Below are 19,089 nucleotides of genomic sequence, written 5' to 3' on the forward strand. Positions count from 1 at the left end.
GCGGTTGTCGCCAGAGACCAGGAGTGTCCGACTCCTTGACGCATCGAGTACTCCTTCGTCGTTCATCCCCCGAAAGCTCCACCCGGCGGAGGTCGGCTCGGCGACGAGTCTCGCTCCGGTGCGTGGTCCGGCTCTGTTCTCATCAAAGCCGTCGAATGAGTCGGCGCTGTTACGGGGGTGTCAATTGGCTGGAAACGATTCCCTCTCTTCGGGGGACACGGCGGCCCGGCTGTCGCCCGATCCTCGGGCGCGAGCTTCCGATACAGTGGCGAAATGCGCGCACTGTTCGGAGTCATCAGGATCATCGCGGGCGGGGTGATCATCGCCGCCATCGTCGGCCAGTTCGTCTACACCCTGTCCTTCGGTGATGCGCCCGACGACTTCTTCGTCAACTTCTTCAGCTACTTCACGATCCTGTCGAACGCGCTGAGTGCGATCGTCCTGTTGGTCGGCGCCGGGTTCTGCTTCCGGCTGCGACGCGATCCGGCCTGGTACAACCTCGTCCTCGGCTGCGTCGTGACCTACATGGCGACCACCGGCGTCGTCTACAACCTGCTGCTCCGCGGGATCGCCCTCGACCAGGGGCACACCCTCGGTTGGTCGAACGAGGTGCTGCACCTCATCGCACCGATCTACCTGGTGCTCGTCTGGATCGTGACGCCCGGCAAATCCCGCCTGGAATGGCGTCAGGTGTGGGCGATCATCGCGTTCCCGCTCGTCTGGACCGTCTACACGATGATCCGCGGTTCGATCGTCGGCTGGTACCCGTACCCGTTCCTCAACCCGGCCCAGCCCGGCGGCTGGGGAGCCGTCGTCGTCTACATGATCGCCATCGCCGGGTTCATCGGCCTGATGGGCTGCGCCGTCATCGCGTTGAGCCGGACGAGGCTCATCCGCGGATGACGGGGACCAGATCAGACCAGCGGATCCCTCACCCGTCGGCCATCCGTCGGCGCCGGTCCGTCGCCCTCGCGTTCGCGATCATCGGTGGCGTGCTCGTCGTGGTCGCCACGGTCATGATCTGGGCCGCGCGTCTCAGCCTCGGTAAGAACAGCTACGTGAGCGGCCTCGGTGCCACCGGCGAGGTGACGGCGCCGGTCTTCAACGCGGCACTGCTCATGGTCGCGGTCGGTGGTCTCAGCATCGCCGTAGCGCTGCAGCGAGTCGTCCCGTCCCGCGAGCCCGGTCAGCGCCGCACGAGGGTTGGACTGCTGCTCGTCCCCTGGCTGCTCGTGGGACTGTCGAGCCTGTGCTTCCTCGTGGCGTCCCGGGTGACGTGCACCTACGAGTGCCCGATCCCGTCGAATCCGCTGTTCACGCTCCAGGACGCGGTGCACATCTCCTTCGCGGTGCTGGGCTTCGCGCTCGCCTGCCTGGCGATGATCGGGTCGGCCCTCGGATCACGGCTGCGCGCCGTCCGGCGGTTGTCCTGGTTCGCCGGGTCCGCCGTCGCGGTGATCGCGGGGCTCGGCGGCCTCCTCTCGCTCGCCGAGGTCGGGCAGCAGGTCGGCAGTTGGCTGGAGTTCGCGGCGATGACCATCGCCCTGTTCTGGCTCGTCGGGTACGGCCTGGCGGAGGTGCTCGCCGTCGGGAAAGCGGACGACCTCGGCCGCCCTGGTTCCGCAGTGGAGGACGCGCGTCAGGTCGACGCGGCGTCGAGCGCCCGAGGCTGAGTCATCGCGTCGATCGCCGGTGCGGACAGGGCGTCGCGCAGCACCATGATCGCCGCCCCCAACACCCCGGCCTCCTCGCCGGCCGTCGAGGTGACGATGCCGAGGTGACCCGTGGCGAGCGGCATCGATCGACGGTAGACCACCTCACGGACGCCGGTGAGGAGATGTTCACCCGCCCGGGTCATCGTCCCGCCGAGCACGATCACCGTCGGGTTCAGGAGGTTCACCACGACACTGAGCACTTCACCGATCTCCCGGCCGGCCTGCCGCGTGGTCTCGATGGCCGTCCGGTCGCCCGCGCGGATGAGTGCTGCGACGTCGCGACTGCTGACGGCGTCGATCCCGCGGGCGCGGAGCTCGGTGGCGATCGCCGGCCCGCTCGCGATGGCCTCGAGGTCGCGCTCGTCGTCCGCTGCGCGCGGGGAGTCTCGGCCGACGGGGACCTGCACGTGCCCGATGTCGCCGGCCGCACCGAGTGCCCCGCGCTGCAGTTCGCCACCCGCGATGATGCCGGCACCGATACCCGTGGACACCTTCACGTAGACGAGGTCGTCGGTGTCCGGCCAGGAGATCGCGTGCTCGCCGAGCGCGAGGACGTTGACGTCGTTGTCGACGAGGACCGGGACGTCGATGGCCCGTCGGATGTAGGCGGGGACGTCGAAGCGGTCCCAGCCCGGCATGATCGGCGGGTTGGTCGGCCGTCCGGTGGAGTGCTCGACCGGCCCCGGGAGGCCGATCCCGATCCCGATGACCGGGGGAGCGACCGGCCGAGGTGTGGCCCAGGTCTGCGGAGCGGCCAACAGGGCCGACGCCGCTTCGACCACCCAGTCGAGGACGGGCTCGGGTCCTGCGGCGATCTGCAGCTCCGCTCGGCTCGTCGCAAGGATCGCTCCGGACAGGTCGGTGACGGCCACCGTCCCGTGCGTCGCCCCGAGGTCGACGGCGACGACGACGCGCGCGAGCGGGTTGAACGCGATCCGTGCGGGCGGGCGGCCGCCCGAGGAGGCCGCCTCTCCAGCGGGACGGAGCAGGTCTGCGGCCACGAGGGCGTCGATCCGGAGGGAGACGGTGGAGCGGGCCAGGCCGGTCAGTGCGCACAACTCCGACTTCGTGCGTGCCTCACCGCCGCGGAAGAGCTGGAAGAGGTCGCCGGCGCCCGGTGCTCCGGGGGAGGGGCGTAGCGGCTCGGTCATGGCGACAGTCAACCACCTCGGCCGACTTCTGTCGACTTGTCGTCAGAAGTCGAGGCTCAGCAGGGGTTCTCGGAGCGGCCGAGCGACGGGCGCGGGCTCCGGAAGGGCCGGGCGCCGAGCGGCTGGATTGGTGCGGTGGTACAGCTCGTCGATGAGTGCGTTCGCGAGGCCGACCAGCTTCGCGATCTCGGCGTCGTCGCGCTCGACCCACCGACAGAGCGGTTCGTCGTCGATTGGGACGAAGTCCTTGTGCTCCTCCCAGACCACGAGCGTCCGCTCCGCGCCGATCACGTACTGCTGCCACCACACCTGACGCAGGTAGTTGCGGGGGATCGAGCGCCAGGACTTCGTCGTGGTCTTGATCTCCGCGAGCACGACGGCCCCGCGCTCGGTCACGGCGATGCCGTCGGGGGTGGCGAGGTGACGGTGTTCGACCTCGGCCCGGAAGAGCGCCGAGGAGGGGTTGATCCCGTGCGTCGCGGCGACCCACCGGGCGATCTCCGGCTCGCGGGCGCGCCCGTGGTCGGTGAAGGCGTTGCCGGAGAAGCCCGTCCCGCCGAGCTTCGCGTCGGCCGCGCGCTGGATCGAGGCCGGGGTCGAGAGGGTGGCGACGTCGGTCGCGGTGATCCCGCGCGAACGAGCCCGCAACCACGAGATGCGGTCGCTGGAGTCAGCGACGATCCGGGAGAGCAGAGCTGAGTTCACCTCTCCATTGTCCCCCACGCTTCCGACTCCTGCGGTATTCGTCGCCGGGGGAGCGGCGACCGGTGGGAGACTTTTGTTTGACCACCGACAGAAGTGTGGTTAGCCTGGATCTCGCAGCAGCGGCTGCCTGACACCATCATCATTGAGGAGCATCGTGTCGACTTCCCAACTCTCTGTCCAGCTCTACTCGGTACGGGAGCCGCTCACCGCGGATCGTGCCGCAGCGCTGCAGCGCCTGACCGAGATCGGCTTCCGCCAGGCCGAGCCGTTCGGCTTCGGGCCCGGTGTCAGCCTGCAGGACATCCACGATGCCGGCCTCGTCACGCCGAGCGCCCACGGCAAGGTCATCGCCGACGACATCGACCTGTCGGCGGCCTTCGGCGCGGCGGCTGAGCAGGGCGTACAGGTCCTCATCGACCCAGCCATCGCCGAAGAGCGCTTCGCCACCGCCGAGACGGTCGCATCGATCGCCGACGAGCTGAACGCCGCGGCAGCGGTCGCCGCCGGTCACGGGGTCCAGGTGGGCTACCACAACCACTGGTGGGAGCTCGAGGGCGACGTCGCGGGCACCAGCCCGCTCGAGCACCTCGCCGCACTCACCGACCCGGCCGTCGTCTTCGAGGTCGACACCTACTGGGTCGAGGTCGGCGGACGCCGCGCGGTCGACGTCCTCGGTGCGATCGGCGATCGCGTGCGCTTCATCCATGTCAAGGACGGCGACGCCTCCCGCGACACGCTGAAGCAGCTGCCCGCGGGTGCCGGGGTCGTCCCGGTGCTCGACATCCTCGCCGCGGCACCGCAGGCCCTGCGCGTCGTCGAGTTCGACGCGTTCGACGGCGACATCTTCCAGGGGCTCGAGCAGAGCTTCACCTACCTCACCACGAACGGAGTCCAGGCATGAGCAACAGCACCGGAACGGTCGGTGTCGGCCTCATCGGCGCCGGCGTCATCAGCGACCAGTACCTCAGCAACCTGGTCACCTTCCCCGACCTCGACGTCCGGTTCGTCGCGGACCTCGACCTCGAGCGGGCGAAGACACAGGCCGAGAAGTACGGGGTGCCCGGCCACGGCTCGGTCGCCGAACTCCTTGCCGACCCCGAGATCGAGATCGTCGTCAACCTGACCATCCCGAAGGTCCACGTCGAGGTCGCCATGCAGATCCTCGACGCCGGCAAGCACGTGTGGAGCGAGAAGCCCTTCGCGCTCGACCGTGAGAGCGGGCAGGCTCTGCTGGCCGCCGCGAAGGAGAAGGGGCTCCGCGTCGCCACGGCTCCGGACACCTTCCTCGGCGCCGGCATCCAGTCCGCCCGCCGACTCGTCGAGGCCGGTGGCATCGGTCAGCCCCTCACCGCGCTGACCCTCATGCAGAGCCCCGGCCCGGAGTCGTGGCACCCGAACCCCGACTTCCTGTTCCAGGACGGCGCCGGCCCGCTCTTCGACATCGGCCCGTACTACATCACGGCGCTCGTGCAGCTGTTCGGTCCGATCGCCCGGGTCACCGCACTGGCCTCGCAGGCCTTCCCGCAGCGGACGATCGGATCCGGCCCGCGTGCGGGTCAGTCGTTCGACGTGACGGTGCCGACGCACGTGAGCGCCCTCTTCGAGTTCGAGAGCGGCCAGCTCGCGCAGAGCGTCTTCAGCTTCGACTCCAAACTCGGCCGCACGCAGTTCGAGGTCGCCGGCTCGACCGGCACGCTCGTCGTCCCCGACCCGAACACCTTCGAGGGCGACCTGCTCGTCTACGGCGGTGGCGAGGAGCCCGAGTCGATCCCGTCGACCGGTCCGACGCAGGGGCGCGGAACCGGCGTGGTCGAGCTCGCCCAGGCGATCCGCGCCGGTCGTCCCGAGCGCGCCTCCGGTGAGCTCGCGTACCACGTGCTCGACGTCATGGTCTCGACGGCCGAGTCGGGTCTCAGCCGCACCTCGGTCGACGTCGTCAGCACCGTGGAACTCGCTCCCGCACTGCCAGAGTCGTGGACCCCGGCGGACGGCACCTTCGGAGCATGACCGTGGCCGGTCCCGGTATCGCGGTGGTGGGCGGTGGCTTCATGGCCACCGTCCACAGCCGGGCGGCCCGCGCTGCGGGTGCCCGGCTGGTCGGTGTCGTCGCCTCGACGCCCGAACGCTCGCGGGAGGTCGCCGCGAGTCTCGGGTTCGAGCGCGGGTACGGCTCGCTCGACGAGTTGCTGGCCGACCCCGCGGTCGACGTGGTGCACGTCTGCACACCGAACGCGCTCCACGCCGAGCAGGCCCTCGCGGCCATCGCGGCCGGCAAGCACGTCGTCTGTGAGAAACCCCTCGCGACCGACGCCGCGACCGCCGAGCGTCTCGTCGCCGCCGCGGCCGAGGCCGGTGTCGTCGGCACGGTGCCGTTCGTGTACCGCTTCCACCCGCTCGTCCGGGAGGCCCGGGCGCGTGTCGCCGCCGGTGACCTCGGGGCCCTGCTCACGATCAGCGGGTCGTACCTCCAGGACTGGTTGCTCGCGCAGGCCGACGACAACTGGCGGGTCGACTCGGCGGCCGGTGGCCGTTCGCGCGCCTTCGCCGACATCGGTTCGCACCTCGTCGACCTCCTCGAGTTCATCACCGGCGCGCGCATCACCGAGCTGAGTTCGACGGTCCGGACCTTCTTCGCCGAACGCGCGAACACCCCGGAGGTCACGACCGAGGACGCGGCCGCGGTCGTCATCCGGCTCGAGGGCGGTGCCATCGGCACACTGCTCGTCTCGCAGGTCGCGCCCGGTCGGAAGAACCGGCTGCACCTCGAGGTCGCCGGGACCGAGCTCAGCATCGGTTTCGATCAGGAAGCACCCGAGACGCTGTGGCTCGGCCGTCGGTCGGGCACGCAGGTGTTGCCGCGCGACGCCGACCAGCTGCACCCGGACGCCGCTCGGCTGTCCATCGTCCCCTCGGGGCACCCGATGGGCTACCAGGACTCCTTCAACGCGTTCGTGGCCGACAGCTACGCGGCGATGGCCGGGCAGTCGCCGGACGGCCTGCCCGTCTTCGCCGACGGACTCCGCACCGCGCGCATCACCGAGGCCGTCCTCGACGCGGCCGACACCGGCCGCTGGGAAGCGATCGCCACCTCCACCGACGACGAGCAGAGGATCACCGCATGACCGACACCACCGACAAGCAGTACGCCAGCCGACTCCCGGTGACCCTGTTCACCGGACAGTGGGCGGATCTGCCTTTCGAGGAGGTCGCCCGCCTCGCCGCCTCCTGGGGCTACGACGGCCTCGAGATCGCGGCCTCCGGCGACCACCTCGACCTGAAGCGCGCGGATGAGGACGACGCCTACCTGCAGTCCCGCCTCGACATCCTCGACCGGCACGGCCTCGAGGTCTTCGCGATCTCGAACCACCTCACCGGCCAGGCCGTGTGCGACGACCCGATCGACTTCCGCCACCAGGCGATCGTGCGCGACTACACCTGGGGCGACGGCGACGCGGAGGGGGTGCGTCAGCGCGCGGCCGAGGACATGAAGCGGTCCGCGCGGGTCGCGCGCAAGCTCGGTGTCGACACGGTCGTCGGCTTCACGGGGTCGAAGATCTGGCAGTACTCCGCGATGTTCCCGCCGGTGCCGGCTTCCGTCATCGACGCCGGGTACGAGGACTTCGCCACCCGCTGGAACCCGATCCTCGACGTCTTCGACGCCGAGGGGGTCCGCTTCGCACACGAGGTGCACCCGTCCGAGATCGCCTACGACTACTGGACGAGTGTCCGCACCCTCGAGGCGATCGACCACCGCCCGGCCTTCGGCTTCAACTGGGACCCGTCGCACATGATGTGGCAGGGCGTCGACCCGGTCGGGTTCATCGTCGAGTTCGCGAACCGGATCTACCACGTCGACTGCAAGGACACCCGGATCCGGCCGGCCACCGGTCACGCCGGCATCGTCGGCTCGCACCTGCCCTGGGGCGACCCGCGGCGCGGCTGGGACTTCGTGTCGACCGGTCACGGCGACGTGCCGTGGGAGGACGCCTTCCGCGCCCTGTCGAGCATCGGCTACGCCGGGCCGATCTCCATCGAGTGGGAGGACGCCGGCATGGACCGTCTGCACGGCGCCGAGGAGGCCGTCGGGTACATCCGGAACCTGCTCTGGAAGCTGCCCGAGCAGTCTTTCGACGCGGCGTTCAGCACCCAGTAGCCCCGGTCCCTGAGCTGCCTCTTCGGTCCTTGAGCCTGTCGAAGGGCTACAGCGCCTTCGCCGCCGCGACGAGCACCTGGTTGAGCGTGGGCGCCCCCGTCGCGCGGAACACCTCGGTGCCGTCGTCGGCCGTGATGATGACCGTCGGGGTGGAACGGATGCCGTCGGCCTCCGCCTCCGCCGAACGGAAGGCGACGTCGCGCTCCTCGACGACGGCGCCGGCCACGAGCGCCGGGACCTCGGCCAGGACCGCGCGAGCCTGCATGCAGGGGGCGCAGAACGCGGAGGTGTACAGGGTGAGCTTCACATCTCGTCCAACGCGACCCGGCGGTCCGCCATTCCGCCGCGACCGCCGGTTCCTGGGTGAGTTGTCAATCGCCCACCCATTCCTCGTCGGATGGACCAGGATGGCGTCATGAGAATCGCAGTGACGGGAGGCTCGGGCAAGCTCGGGCGAACAGTGGTCGGCCATCTTCGGGAGCACGGTCACCTCGTGATCAACCTCGACCAGGCGGGAGAGCGCGGAGACGGCTTCGTCCGCATCGACCTGCGTGACGCGGGCCAGGTGTTCGACGCCCTCACCGGTGTCGACGAGCAGGCGCCGGACGGGTTCGACGCGGTCGTCCACCTGAGCGCGATCCCCGCGCCGGGGCTCTCGACGAACACGACGACCTTCCAGAACAACATCCTCAGTACCTACAACGTGTTCAACGCCGCCATCAAAGCCGGCATCACGAACATCGTCACGGCGTCGAGTGAGACCGTCCTCGGGCTGCCGTTCGACACCCCGCCGCCGTACATCCCCGTCGACGAGGCCTACGCCGCCCGACCCGAGTCGACCTACTCGCTCTCGAAGCACCTCGAGGAGCAGCTCGCGATCGAGCTCACGCGGTGGCACCCCGAGCTCAAGATCATCGCCCTGCGCTTCTCCAACGTGATGGACGAGGCCGACTACGCGGCGTTCCCGTCGTTCGACGCCGACGCCACCCTCCGCAAGTGGAACCTCTGGGGCTACATCGACGGCCGCGACGGCGCCCAGGCCGTGCGGCTCGCGCTCGAGCACCAGGCCACGGGGTTCGACCGGTTCATCATCGCGGCGGCCGACACGGTCATGTCGCGCGACAACGTCGAGCTCGTCGCGGAGGTCTTCCCGGACGTGCCCGTCAACGGCGACATCGCCGGCAACGGCACGCTGCTCTCGATCGACCACGCCCGCGAGGTCCTCGGGTACGACCCGAAGCACAGCTGGCGAGACACCCTTTCAGCCCCCTGACGGTTCACAATTCAGGACGGCCCCGGCCAGTCGCCCGCCGGCTCGCCCCTGAGCCGCCGACGCGCCGCGGGCGTCCTGAATTGCGAACCGGACAGGGTGACGTTCACAACTCAGGACGCATACGGCGTGTTCTGACCTCGCGACGGGTAGCAGGCGCGACGCGCCGCGGGCGTCCTGAATTGCGAACCGTGCGCCGGGTCAGAGGGCGCCGTTGAGCTTCGCGAGGAGTTCGGCGAGCCGCCGCACCTCGGCCTCGTCCCAGGACGAGAGTTGCTGGTAGAGCATCGCCTGGTCGTTGGCCCGCGTCGACTCCATCCGGCGCTCGCCCTCGGCGGTCGCGACGACGAGGCTCGCACGGCCGTCCTCGGGGTCCGGCGTCCTCGTCACGAGGCCGAGCGTCTCCAGCTGGTGGATGAGGCGACTCACCGCGCTCTTGTCCGTCGCGAGCATCTCGGCCAGGGCACCGGCGCGGATCGCTCCGGAGCGCGAGACCATGCTGAGCAACTTGTAGCCGGCCGGCTGGAGCCCGGGGGAGATCCGCTCGGCGCGGTCACGGATGCCGTTGCGGATGCGGTTGATGAGGAGCGCGAACTGCTCCTCCACGGCACCGATCGCGAGGTCGTGCGCGGTGCCGGCCGCTGCGTCGTCGGCAGCGGCCGGCCCGGCCTGGGCGTCGTGATCGATGGACATCGTTCGCATTGTACGGACTAGCGGCCGTGGCGGGGGCTGTGTGCCTCGGCCTCCGTACCGCCGTCGGTGTCGGCGGTCTCGTCCCGTCCTCGCTCGAGTCGGGTGTCCGCCTCGCCGCCGATCATGGCCTCGGCCACGTCGAGCGCACCGGTCGCGAACGACTGGGTCGACGTGGACGCGGTGGCCGTCGTGACGGAACCGGTGGCCGCGCCGACGAGGGCGGGCTCCCCGGAACGCTGCTCGGCCATGCGCTGCACGGCGTTCTTCGAACCGAGCTTCTTGTTCGGCAGGAAGATCACGGCGATGATCGTCAGGATCGCGAGTGGTGCGGCGACGAGGAAGATGTCGGCCACCGCGTCACCGTAGACGGACTCGATGATGGTCCGCACCGACTCGGGCAGCGTGCTCACCTTCGGGATCGTGCCGCTGGAGAGCGTCTCGGCGATCTTGGCGCCAGGGGCACCGAGGGCGACGATGGCCGCCTGCAGGTCGTCCTGTCGGTCGGACAGCATGTCGGTGACCTTCGTCGCGAGCACCGAGCCCATGACCGAGACGCCGATCGTGCCGCCGAGGCTGCGGAAGAACGCGACACCCGCGCTCGCCGTGCCCAGCTGCTGCGGCAGGACGTCGTTCTGGACGACGAGCACGAGGTTCTGCATGACCATGCCGACACCGGCGCCGAGGACGAACATGTACACGGAGACGAGCAGGTAGTTCGAGTCGTAGTGGATCGTGCTCATGAGGAACAGGCCGACGGTGAGGAGGATCGAGCCCACGATGAGGTACGGCTTCCAGTGCCCGAAGCGGGAGATGAACTGCCCGACCACGATGGAGGCGATCAGGAGGCCGCCGATCATCGGGAGCGTCAGCAGACCCGACTCGGTCGGCGTCGCTCCACGCGCCAGCTGCATGTACTGGCTGAGGAACACCGAGGTGCCGAACATCGCCACACCCACCGAGATGCTCGCGACGACCGCGAGGGTGAAGGTGCGGTTCTTGAACAGCGACATCGGGATGATCGGCTCGTCGACCTTGATCTCGACGATGACCGCTGCGGCGAGCAGGAGGACGGAGATGCCCACCATGACGAGCGTCGTGAAGCTCGCCCACTCGAACTGCGTCCCCGCCAGGGTGACCCAGATGAGCAGCAGCGAGACGCCGCCGGCGATGAGGGCGGCGCCCAGGTAGTCGATCTTGACCTTGCCGACGTTCCGCTTCGGGAGGTGGAGCGTGCGCTGCAGGAGGAAGATCGCTGCGATCGCGAAGGGGACGCCGACGAAGAAGTTCCAGCGCCAGCCGAGCGAGTCGGTGAGGAGTCCGCCGAAGAGCGGGCCGCCGACCGTGCCGACCGCCATGACCGCACCGAAGAGGCCCATGTACCGCCCACGCTCACGCGGGCTGATGATGTCGGCCATGATGATCTGGCTGAGCGCCGTGAGACCACCGGCGCCGAGGCCCTGCAGGACGCGGAACCCGATGAGCGTGCCGGTGTCCTGCGAGAAGCCCGCGAGCGCCGAGCCGAGGACGAAGACGCCGAGCGCCAGCTGGATGAGCAGCTTGCGGTTGAAGAGGTCGGCGAACTTTCCCCAGATGGGCGTCGAGACGGTGGTGGCGAGGAGGGTGGCCGTGACGACCCAGGTGAACGCCGTCTGGTCGCCGTTCAGGTCGGAGATGATCCGGGGGAGGGAGGTCGAGACGACGGTTCCGGCGAGGATCGACACGAACATGCCGAGGAGGAGGCCGGAGAGGGCCTCGAGCACCTGGCGATGCGTCATGCCGTTGTCCGCGCGAGCGGGCGTGGCGGGTGTTGAGGTGGTGTGTGACATGGGCTCCGCGATCGTGATGACGTCAGCTAGTTGATATGCGTCAACTATATGAGAAGTAGTTGATCAGTGTCAACCAATCACGACGGCGGGGTATTCCCGTGGCCCTTCGACCGGCTCAGGGACCGGGGCGGGTCGGGGCGGCTCGGGGAGCGGAGGGAGTCCGCTCCCCGAGCCTGCCGAGGGGCCGGTCAGCGCCGAGTCGTGACGTCCTTGAGCTTCCCGTTCGCGATGTGCAGACGACGCTCGGCGCGCTTGGCGACCGCGGTGTCGTGCGTCACCACCACGACCGTGAGTCCGCGGTCCCGCCACAGGCCCTCGAGGAGGTCCATGATCTCGTCGCGGGTCTCCTCGTCGAGGTTGCCGGTCGGTTCGTCGGCGAGCAGCACTTCGGGCTCCTTGACGAGCGCACGGGCGATCGCGACCCGCTGCTGCTGCCCGCCCGACAGCTCGGTGGGGAGGTGCGAACCCCGCTCCGCGAGTCCGACGGACGCGAGCGCCGCCCGAGCCCTGGTCTCGCGTTCGGCCCGCGGGGTGCCGATCGGGACCAGGGCCATCTCGACGTTCTCCTGTGCCGTCAGCGTCGGGATGAGGTTGAAGCCCTGGAACACGAAGCCGATCTCCGTGGCGCGGATCCTGCCGAGCTTCGTCTCGCTGAGCGTCGAGAGGTCGTCGCCGGCGAGTGAGATGCTGCCGGCGGTCGGTCGGTCCAGCGCGCCGAGCATCTGGAGGAGCGTCGACTTGCCGCCGCCGGTCGGGCCCTGGATGGCGACGAGCTGTCCGTCGGGGATTTCGAGGTCGACGCCGTCGAGCGCCGTGACGGAGCGCTTCGCCTGGCGGTACTGCTTGGTGAGGCCGGTGATCGTGTACATGGGGTCCTTCGTTCTGCTGGTCGGAGTGAGGAGTCGGACCGCCGGGTGGTCGCGGGGGAGACGACCACCCGGCGGCGTCTGGTGCGTCGCCTAGGCGACGGAACGGAGCGCTTCGGCCGGGCGTAGTCGTGAGGCGCGCCACCCGCCGATGGCACCGGCGAGCAGCCCGCCGAGGATGGCGATCCCGACGGCGATGACGATGATCCACGCGGTCACGGGAGCCTGGAGGACGATGTCGGTGGTGGTCGCGGCCGCAGCGCCCGGGGCGCCGCCGAACCCACCGGCTGCTCCCGCCGCCGCATCCGACGGCATGCCTGCGGCACCGCCGGGTCCGCCGAGTCCGCCACCGGCCGAGGTCGTCGCCGCCGCGCTGAGCGTCGGGGCGACGAGGTTCACGACGAGGATGCCGACGAGGCCGACCGCGACACCGACGGCACCGCCGATGAGCGACTGTACGACGGACTCACCCGCGACCTGGCCGACGATGCGTCGGTTGCTCCAGCCGATCGCCTTGAGCGTGCCGAACTCACGGGTGCGGCGCGTGACGCCGGAGATCGTGAACAGGATCGCGATGAGGAACGCGGCGGCGAGCACGATGAGCGACAGCCAGGTGCCCAGGTTCGACACGAGCGTCGACGCCGAGGCGAGCGAGCCGGACACGGTGGACGCGAGGTCCTCCTGGGTGCTCACCGTCGCGTCGGGCAGTGCCGTCTCGATGTCCGTCTGCACCTGCGTGATGTCGGTCGACGAGGCGGCCTGCACGTACACGTCGCTGACCTGGCCGTCGAGTCCTGCGAGCGTCTGCGCGACGTCGAGGGGGATGTAGACGTCCGACGCGGTCGTGGCGTCGGCTCCGGAAGCGGTCACCGTGCCGACCACGCTGAACGTGGTGCCCGCGATGTCGATCGTGTCGCCGGTGGCGATCCCCGCCTCGGTCGCGTAGGAGGCGTCGAGGACGGCGACGTCCGTGCCCGCGTCGTCGGCTGCGAGCGAGCGACCGTCGCTGAGGGTGACGGCCGAGAGTGGCCCGACGGCGTCACCCGAGGGGTCGAGACCGAGGACCGTGAAGGAGTCGACGCCGAAGGAGCTCCCGCCTGCGCCGTCCGGACCACCCTGCGGCGGGGTCCCGCCGGTCGTGTCACCGCCGGGCGCGCCTGCCGTACCGTCGGATCCCTGCGCCTGGGAGAAGTCGGGCAGCTCGCCCGTGAAGGTCGTGTTCGTGAGCGACAGGGTGGCTGCGGCGCCTTCGACGTTGGCGACGTCGGTGATCGTGCCGAGCGCGGTCGCGTCGAAGGTCGAGGTGCCGCGCGCCGCCTCGAGTCGCGACTGGTTGACCGTCGTCGTGCCGTCACTCGTCGACCCGTCGCCCGAGCCGAAGTCGAAGTTCTGGCCGGGGCCGCCGCCCTCCGTCGGCGCTTCGGCGGCTTGACTCACCGTGATGTCCGTTCCGACCCCGTAGACAGATTCCAGCACCGACGCCTGCGCCGTCTTCACACCGGCTGCGACCGAGTTGACGATGATCACGAGGGCGATGGCGAGCGCCATCCCGATGGCGATGATGATGGTCTGTTTGCGACGACCGACGAGTTCCCGCCGGAGATAGGTTCCGAACATGTCTGCGTTTCCTTCTGCTCTGGTGCACGTGCCGGCGTCCCCGTTGCGGGACGCCGACGATCCGCACGTCGCGGATGACTTGGACCGGACGCTACGGAGGCCCGCTTGGCCTGCGCCTCGGTGACGCTATGAATCGGCCCAGGCCACTGCGGGCCCTCCGCCGGCTCGGGGAGGGCACAGCATCCGTCTGGTCGGTTCATAGACAGCTCATAGGGCGGAGGCGAATACTGAACGCGTGAACATCCCGACCCAGGCGCCCGGTGCCGCGCGAAGCGCACTCAAACGGGCCGACGGCACCGCCGTCCGTGTGCTCGTCGTTGACGACGAGGCGACGCTCACGGACCTCCTGCAGATGGCCCTGCGCTACGAGGGCTGGGAGATCCGGACCGCCGCCGACGGCCGCGAGGCCCTCACGATCGCCCGCGACTTCCGACCGGACGCCATCGTGCTCGACATCATGCTGCCCGACCTGGACGGCCTGCAGGTGCTGAACCGCCTGCGGACCTCGGGGAGCGACGTCCCCGTCCTGTTCCTCACCGCCAAGGACTCGCTCGACGACCGCATCGCCGGCCTCACCGCCGGCGGCGACGATTACGTGACGAAGCCCTTCAGCCTCGAGGAGGTCGTCGCCCGGCTGCGCGGGCTCATCCGCCGCTCGACCCTCCTGGCCGCCGACGAGTCCGGGCCGGACATCGTGGTCGGCGACCTCGTGCTGAACGAGGACAGCCACGAGGTGACGCGCGACGGCGAACCCATCGAGCTCACCGCGACCGAGTTCGAGCTGCTGCGGTTCCTCATGCGGAACCCGCGCCGGGTGCTGAGCAAGGCCCAGATCCTCGACCGGGTGTGGAGCTACGACTTCGGTGGTCGCGCGAGCGTCGTCGAGATCTACATCTCCTACCTGCGGAAGAAGATCGACGCCGGGCGCGAGCCCATGATCCACACCGTGCGCGGCGCCGGTTACATGTTGAAGATCCCGACGGTCGGTTCGTGACCACGAGCGCCCCCGTCACCGACCCGGCAGCGACGACCACCGGCTCCACCCACCCCAAGCGCGCACCGTGGACGCTCCGTCGACGCCTCATGGTCGTCGTCGTCGGGCTCCTCGCCCTCGGCAGCGCCATCGTCGGTGTCGCGAGCGCGGTGGCGGTGAGCGGCCTCCTCACCGAGGGCGTCGACAACCAGCTCACGAAGGCCGCCGAGCGGATCGTCGACTACGGCCGCAACGGCCAGCTCCCCGCACCGGACTCCATCCCCGACGCCGCGATCCCCGACGGCTACGGCGGTGGTTCGGGCACGCGTGAGCCGCCCGCCTTCATCGGCGCTCCGGGCCTCGGGCCCGGCGCACTCGGGGCGATCGTCGTCGACGGCACCATCGTGAACGCCGGATACCTCAACGCCGACGGCAGCACGGTCCCGTGCACCGAGAGCCAGGACGCCATGATCCTCACGGTTTCGGCCGGCGACCGACCGTCGACCATCAACCTCGGGGAGCACCTCGGCGACTACCGCGTCGTCGCCGTCACCGACGCGAGCGGCGCGACGAGGATCATCGGGCTTCCGCTCGCCGAGGTCGCGTCGACGGTCATGCAGCTCGTCACCCTCATCGCGATCATGAGCGTCGTGGTCCTGCTGCTCGCCGGGCTGGCCGCGTTCGCGATCGTGCGGTACTCGCTCCGCCCGCTCGACCGGGTCGTCGCGACGGCCGCGGTCGTCGCCGAACTACCACTCGACCGCGGTGAGGTGGCGCTCGCCGTCCGGGTACCGGAGTCGGACACCGACCCGCGCACCGAGGTCGGACGCGTCGGATCGGCGATCAACCGCATGCTCGGGCACGTCTCGTCCGCGCTGAACGCCCGGCAGGCGAGCGAGAACAAGGTGCGCCGGTTCGTCTCGGACGCGAGCCACGAGCTCCGGACCCCGCTGGCGTCCATCGCCGGATACTCGGAACTCGCCGCCCGGAAGTCGGACGCACTACCGGAGGACGTCACCCACTCCCTCGGCCGGATCCGCTCCGAGGCCGGTCGCATGACCACGATCGTCGAAGACCTGCTGCTCCTGGCGCGGTTGGACGAGGGACGCGAACTCGCGAAACGCCCCGTCGACCTCACCGAACTCGTCATCCACACCGTCGGCGACGCCCATGTCGCCGGGCCGGACCACGTGTTCGAACTCGACTTCCCCGAGGAGCCCGTCCTCGTCACGGGAGACGCGTCCCGGCTGCAACAGGTGATCGTCAACCTGCTGGCGAACGCGCGGACCCACACGCCCGCCGGGACGACCGTGCGGACGGGGCTGGCGGTCGAGAGCGGTCCTGCGGGCGAGATCGCCGTGCTGACCGTGTCGGACGACGGCCCCGGCATCGACCCTGCGCTGCAACCCAACCTCTTCGAGCGCTTCGTCCGCGGTGACGACTCCCGCTCACGGGCCACGGGGAGCACCGGCCTCGGGCTCGCGATCGTGCACGCCGTCGTGACCGCGCACCACGGCACCGTCAGGTGCGAGAGCACACCAGGACGGACGGTGTTCCGCGTGGAGCTGCCGGCCGTCGCCACCCCGGGCGTCCCCGTCCCGTCGGCGGAGTGATCCGTGCGGCCGGGTAGCGTGGTCCCCATGTGGGTGAAGGTGTGCGGTCTGTCCGAGGCGTCCGATGTCGCTGCGGCGGTGGACGCAGGAGTCGACGCGATCGGATTCGTCTTCGCGCCGGGGTCGCCCCGGACCGTCGAGCCCGAACGCGTCGCCTCGCTGCTCGTCGACGTCCCGGAGTCGGTGCTCACGGTCGGCGTCTTCCGGCGGCAGTCGGTCGAGGAGGTCTCGCGGATCGCCGGTGCTGCCGGGGTGCAGGCCGTCCAGCTCCACGGTGACGAACCACCCGAGGCGTTCCACGAGCTGCAGGCGATGGGATGGCGGACGCTCCGGGCGACCTCGGCGGTGCACTACGCCTCCGAGAACGCCGCCGAGCGCGCCGCCTACGCCGAAGAGCTGCTGCTCCTCGACGCACCGGACCCGGGAGCCGGGAAGACCTTCGACACGATCGCCCTGGTGGCGAACCCACCCACCCGCACCTGGATCCTCGCGGGTGGGCTCACACCGGAGAACGTCCAGGGCCTTGCCGCGGAACTCCGGCCCTGGGGGGTCGACGTGTCCAGCGGGGTCGAGTCCTCGCGCGGGGTGAAGTCGCCGGAGCTCATCCGGTCGTTCGTGCACGCCGCCCGCACCGCCCGGGCCGTCTGAGCGTCTGAGGGACACCCGCTGGTCCGCGGTGTGACCCGCACGCTACATTCGTCGGATGAGGCGGTCGGTCGACCGCGATGACAACAAGGAGCGCCACCACCGTGTTCGACACCATCCTGCTCGCCGCGGACGACAACGGTCGAGCCGCCATCGAGTTCATGAACGCCCCCGCCAACGTCTTCGGCGGCATCATCGGCTACGCCCTGTTCGTCGCCTCCGTCTGGGGGATGTTCGAGAAGTCGGGCCGCTCCGGCTGGACCGCGATCATCCCGATCTACAACTGGTACGTCGTCGTCAAGCTCGCCGGCTTCTCCGGTGCGGCGACCATCCTCTACTTCATCCCGCTCGTGAACGTCGTGTTCGGATGGATCGTCGGTTGGCACATCGGCAAGCAGTTCGACAAGAGCACGGTGTTCCGGATCTTCGGGCTCATCCTGTTCCAGCTGATCGGGTTCTTCATCCTCAGCTACGGCTCGGACCGCTACCTGGGCAAGCAGGCCGACCGCGCCTAGTCGGCGGTCACCGGAGCCGGACGCTCACCGGGACGGCCAGGCCCACGGCGGTGTCGACAGCAGGCCCTGATCCTCGACGGTCGTTTCGCCGAGTCGCTTCACCAGCCGGTGCTCGTGCACCTCGCCGGCCTCGAGCATGGCCTCGATGAGCGGGCGGGCATGGGAAACGACCACGAGCTGGGTGTCGGCGCTCGCCGCGGTGATGAGCCGAGCGAGCTGGGGCAGGAGGTCGCCGTGGAGGCTCGTCTCGGGCTCGTTCAGCACCATGAGCTCGGGCGGACGAGGGGTGAGGAGCGCCGCGACGAGCAGCAGGTAGCGGAGCGTGCCGTCGGACAGCTCACCGGCCGAGAGCGGACGGAGCATGCCGGGCTGTTCGAGCTCCAGCCGGAACACCCCGTCGTCGGCGCGCACGCGCAGCACGCTGCCGGGGAACGCGTCGTCGACGGCGGCGTCGAGGCGGTTCCGACCGCCGGACTCGATGATCGTCTGCACCGCGGCGGCGAGGTCCGCGCCGTCGTGCCCGAGCACCGGCGTCCGCGTGCCGACCTGCGGCGCACGTGCCGGGGCCTCGCGGTCGGTCCGGAACTGGTCGTAGAACCGCCAGCCGCGCACCTGGCCGCGCACGCGGAGGACCTCGGGCGTCGCGTCGGCGTCCGAGAACTCGGTGAGGATGCTCTCCGAGGTGCCGAGCGTTCGACCGATCGGACGCCACGACCCGTCGCGGACCCGGACCGCCGGTCCATGTCGGTCGACGAGCAGGCTGCTCGGTTTGGCCAGTGCGCCGGCGAAGATCTGCTCCCGCTTGATCTCGGGGTCGCGGCCGAAGAGTGTCGTGGACGGTTGCGGGATCCCGAGGTCGACGAGATACCCCAGCGTGTCCGTCGCGAACCCGAGTCGCAGGCTGATCGGACCCGAGCGGCGCGTGCCCTGGACCGGGACGGAGCCGTCGACCATGGCGCGACTCACGTGCTCGGGGCCGGCCCAGAGCGTCGAGGAGAGCCCGCCGTCGCGGGCGAGGGATCCGACGACGTCGCCGTCGCCCGCACTCGCGAGGAGTCGGAGTGCCCGGTAGAGGTTGGACTTGCCGGTGCCGTTCGCGCCGGTCACGACGTCGAGGCCGTGCAGCGGCAGCACGGTGTCTCGGATGGACCGGTAGCCGGAGATGGCGAGCGTCTGGATCATGGCTCCATGGTGCCGGTCGCCTCGGACATCCGGAGGGGCGGTCGTGGCGCCCGGTGCACGCCTGTCGGAACGGGGCCGGGGGTGTGTTATGGTTGTCGAAACCAAAGACCGCCGGTCACTGTCGCGTGCAAGCGAGACAGTCGAAGGTTCTCATGACGAGACGTC

Annotated in this window: 19 protein-coding genes; 11 read left to right on the plus strand and 8 right to left on the minus strand. The window is 70.0% G+C overall.

The genetic code is table 11. The annotated features are described in order from the left end of the window. Positions 1 to 273 precede the first annotated feature (273 nt). Both ITJ62_RS14930 and ITJ62_RS14935 read left to right on the plus strand, forming a co-directional pair. Positions 274 to 903: a Pr6Pr family membrane protein gene (locus ITJ62_RS14930; RefSeq protein WP_159879921.1), complete on the plus strand. Its 630-nt coding sequence runs from the start codon at positions 274 to 276 to the stop codon at positions 901 to 903. Beyond that, positions 900 to 1,673, plus strand: a complete 774-nt coding sequence (locus tag ITJ62_RS14935; RefSeq protein ID WP_194603708.1) for a DUF998 domain-containing protein — start codon at positions 900 to 902, stop codon at positions 1,671 to 1,673. Before ITJ62_RS14930 ends, ITJ62_RS14935 begins: the two co-directional genes overlap by 4 nt. Here ITJ62_RS14935 and ITJ62_RS14940 read toward each other — a convergent pair. Both ITJ62_RS14940 and ITJ62_RS14945 read right to left on the minus strand, forming a co-directional pair. Continuing rightward, entirely contained in the window at positions 1,640 to 2,866 is a 1,227-nt protein-coding gene (locus ITJ62_RS14940; RefSeq protein WP_194603710.1) for an ROK family transcriptional regulator, read from the minus strand. The two genes, ITJ62_RS14935 and ITJ62_RS14940, sit on opposite strands and share 34 nt — an antisense overlap. Positions 2,867 to 2,908: 42 nt before the next feature. Then, a complete protein-coding gene (locus ITJ62_RS14945; RefSeq protein WP_194603712.1) occupies positions 2,909 to 3,571 on the minus strand; it encodes a YqaJ viral recombinase family protein in 663 nt (220 codons plus the stop codon). A 154-nt stretch (positions 3,572 to 3,725) separates the two neighbouring features. Between ITJ62_RS14945 and ITJ62_RS14950 the strand changes: the two genes are divergently transcribed. From ITJ62_RS14950 to ITJ62_RS14965, 4 genes are read left to right on the plus strand one after another with little or no spacing between them, the layout of a single operon-like run. Beyond that, positions 3,726 to 4,472, plus strand: a complete 747-nt coding sequence (locus tag ITJ62_RS14950; protein ID WP_191941762.1) for a TIM barrel protein — start codon at positions 3,726 to 3,728, stop codon at positions 4,470 to 4,472. Then, entirely contained in the window at positions 4,469 to 5,578 is a 1,110-nt protein-coding gene (locus ITJ62_RS14955; RefSeq protein WP_194603715.1) for a Gfo/Idh/MocA family protein, read from the plus strand. Before ITJ62_RS14950 ends, ITJ62_RS14955 begins: the two co-directional genes overlap by 4 nt. A 2-nt stretch (positions 5,579 to 5,580) precedes the next feature. Beyond that, on the plus strand, positions 5,581 to 6,693 hold the full coding sequence (locus tag ITJ62_RS14960) for a Gfo/Idh/MocA family protein (protein ID WP_370581942.1): 1,113 nt from the start codon (positions 5,581 to 5,583) through the stop codon (positions 6,691 to 6,693). Next, on the plus strand, positions 6,690 to 7,724 hold the full coding sequence (locus ITJ62_RS14965; RefSeq protein ID WP_064294543.1) for a sugar phosphate isomerase/epimerase: 1,035 nt from the start codon (positions 6,690 to 6,692) through the stop codon (positions 7,722 to 7,724). Before ITJ62_RS14960 ends, ITJ62_RS14965 begins: the two co-directional genes overlap by 4 nt. A 46-nt stretch (positions 7,725 to 7,770) precedes the next feature. Here ITJ62_RS14965 and ITJ62_RS14970 read toward each other — a convergent pair whose 3' ends face one another. Beyond that, positions 7,771 to 8,031, minus strand: coding sequence for a hypothetical protein (locus ITJ62_RS14970; protein WP_064294542.1), 261 nt, complete (start codon positions 8,029 to 8,031; stop codon positions 7,771 to 7,773). A gap of 108 nt (positions 8,032 to 8,139) precedes the next feature. Between ITJ62_RS14970 and ITJ62_RS14975 the strand changes: the two genes are divergently transcribed. Continuing rightward, positions 8,140 to 8,997, plus strand: a complete 858-nt coding sequence (locus tag ITJ62_RS14975; RefSeq protein WP_194603721.1) for an NAD(P)-dependent oxidoreductase — start codon at positions 8,140 to 8,142, stop codon at positions 8,995 to 8,997. A gap of 198 nt (positions 8,998 to 9,195) precedes the next feature. Here ITJ62_RS14975 and ITJ62_RS14980 read toward each other — a convergent pair whose 3' ends face one another. From ITJ62_RS14980 to ITJ62_RS14995, 4 genes are all read right to left on the minus strand, one after another. Next, positions 9,196 to 9,687, minus strand: coding sequence for a MarR family winged helix-turn-helix transcriptional regulator (locus ITJ62_RS14980; protein WP_192005853.1), 492 nt, complete (start codon positions 9,685 to 9,687; stop codon positions 9,196 to 9,198). Between the two features lie 17 nt (positions 9,688 to 9,704). Continuing rightward, entirely contained in the window at positions 9,705 to 11,462 is a 1,758-nt protein-coding gene (locus ITJ62_RS14985) for an MDR family MFS transporter (RefSeq protein WP_194604481.1), read from the minus strand. Between the two features lie 239 nt (positions 11,463 to 11,701). Then, positions 11,702 to 12,382 (minus strand): ABC transporter ATP-binding protein, encoded by a 681-nt coding sequence (locus ITJ62_RS14990; protein WP_194603725.1) that lies wholly within the window; start codon positions 12,380 to 12,382, stop codon positions 11,702 to 11,704. Between the two features lie 90 nt (positions 12,383 to 12,472). Then, a complete protein-coding gene (locus ITJ62_RS14995) occupies positions 12,473 to 13,996 on the minus strand; it encodes an ABC transporter permease (protein ID WP_194603728.1) in 1,524 nt (507 codons plus the stop codon). Between the two features lie 235 nt (positions 13,997 to 14,231). On the opposite strand from ITJ62_RS14995, the gene ITJ62_RS15000 reads away from it, so the two are divergent. From ITJ62_RS15000 to ITJ62_RS15015, 4 genes are all read left to right on the plus strand, one after another. Further along, positions 14,232 to 14,990, plus strand: a complete 759-nt coding sequence (locus ITJ62_RS15000; RefSeq protein WP_079003251.1) for a response regulator transcription factor — start codon at positions 14,232 to 14,234, stop codon at positions 14,988 to 14,990. Further along, positions 14,987 to 16,582 carry a sensor histidine kinase gene (locus ITJ62_RS15005; RefSeq protein ID WP_370581943.1) on the plus strand — a complete coding sequence of 532 codons (1,596 nt, stop codon included), beginning with the start codon at positions 14,987 to 14,989 and terminating at the stop codon, positions 16,580 to 16,582. Before ITJ62_RS15000 ends, ITJ62_RS15005 begins: the two co-directional genes overlap by 4 nt. A gap of 27 nt (positions 16,583 to 16,609) precedes the next feature. Then, positions 16,610 to 17,230, plus strand: a complete 621-nt coding sequence (locus ITJ62_RS15010) for a phosphoribosylanthranilate isomerase (protein ID WP_194603731.1) — start codon at positions 16,610 to 16,612, stop codon at positions 17,228 to 17,230. A gap of 101 nt (positions 17,231 to 17,331) precedes the next feature. Further along, positions 17,332 to 17,742: a DUF5684 domain-containing protein gene (locus ITJ62_RS15015; protein ID WP_194603734.1), complete on the plus strand. Its 411-nt coding sequence runs from the start codon at positions 17,332 to 17,334 to the stop codon at positions 17,740 to 17,742. A 24-nt stretch (positions 17,743 to 17,766) separates the two neighbouring features. On the opposite strand, the gene ITJ62_RS15020 is transcribed toward ITJ62_RS15015, so the two are convergent. Beyond that, positions 17,767 to 18,924 (minus strand): AAA family ATPase, encoded by a 1,158-nt coding sequence (locus tag ITJ62_RS15020; protein ID WP_194603737.1) that lies wholly within the window; start codon positions 18,922 to 18,924, stop codon positions 17,767 to 17,769. Positions 18,925 to 19,089 lie beyond the last annotated feature (165 nt).

This window comes from Plantibacter sp. VKM Ac-2876 (assembly GCF_015350715.1).
GTDB classification, from domain to species: domain Bacteria; phylum Actinomycetota; class Actinomycetes; order Actinomycetales; family Microbacteriaceae; genus Plantibacter; species Plantibacter auratus.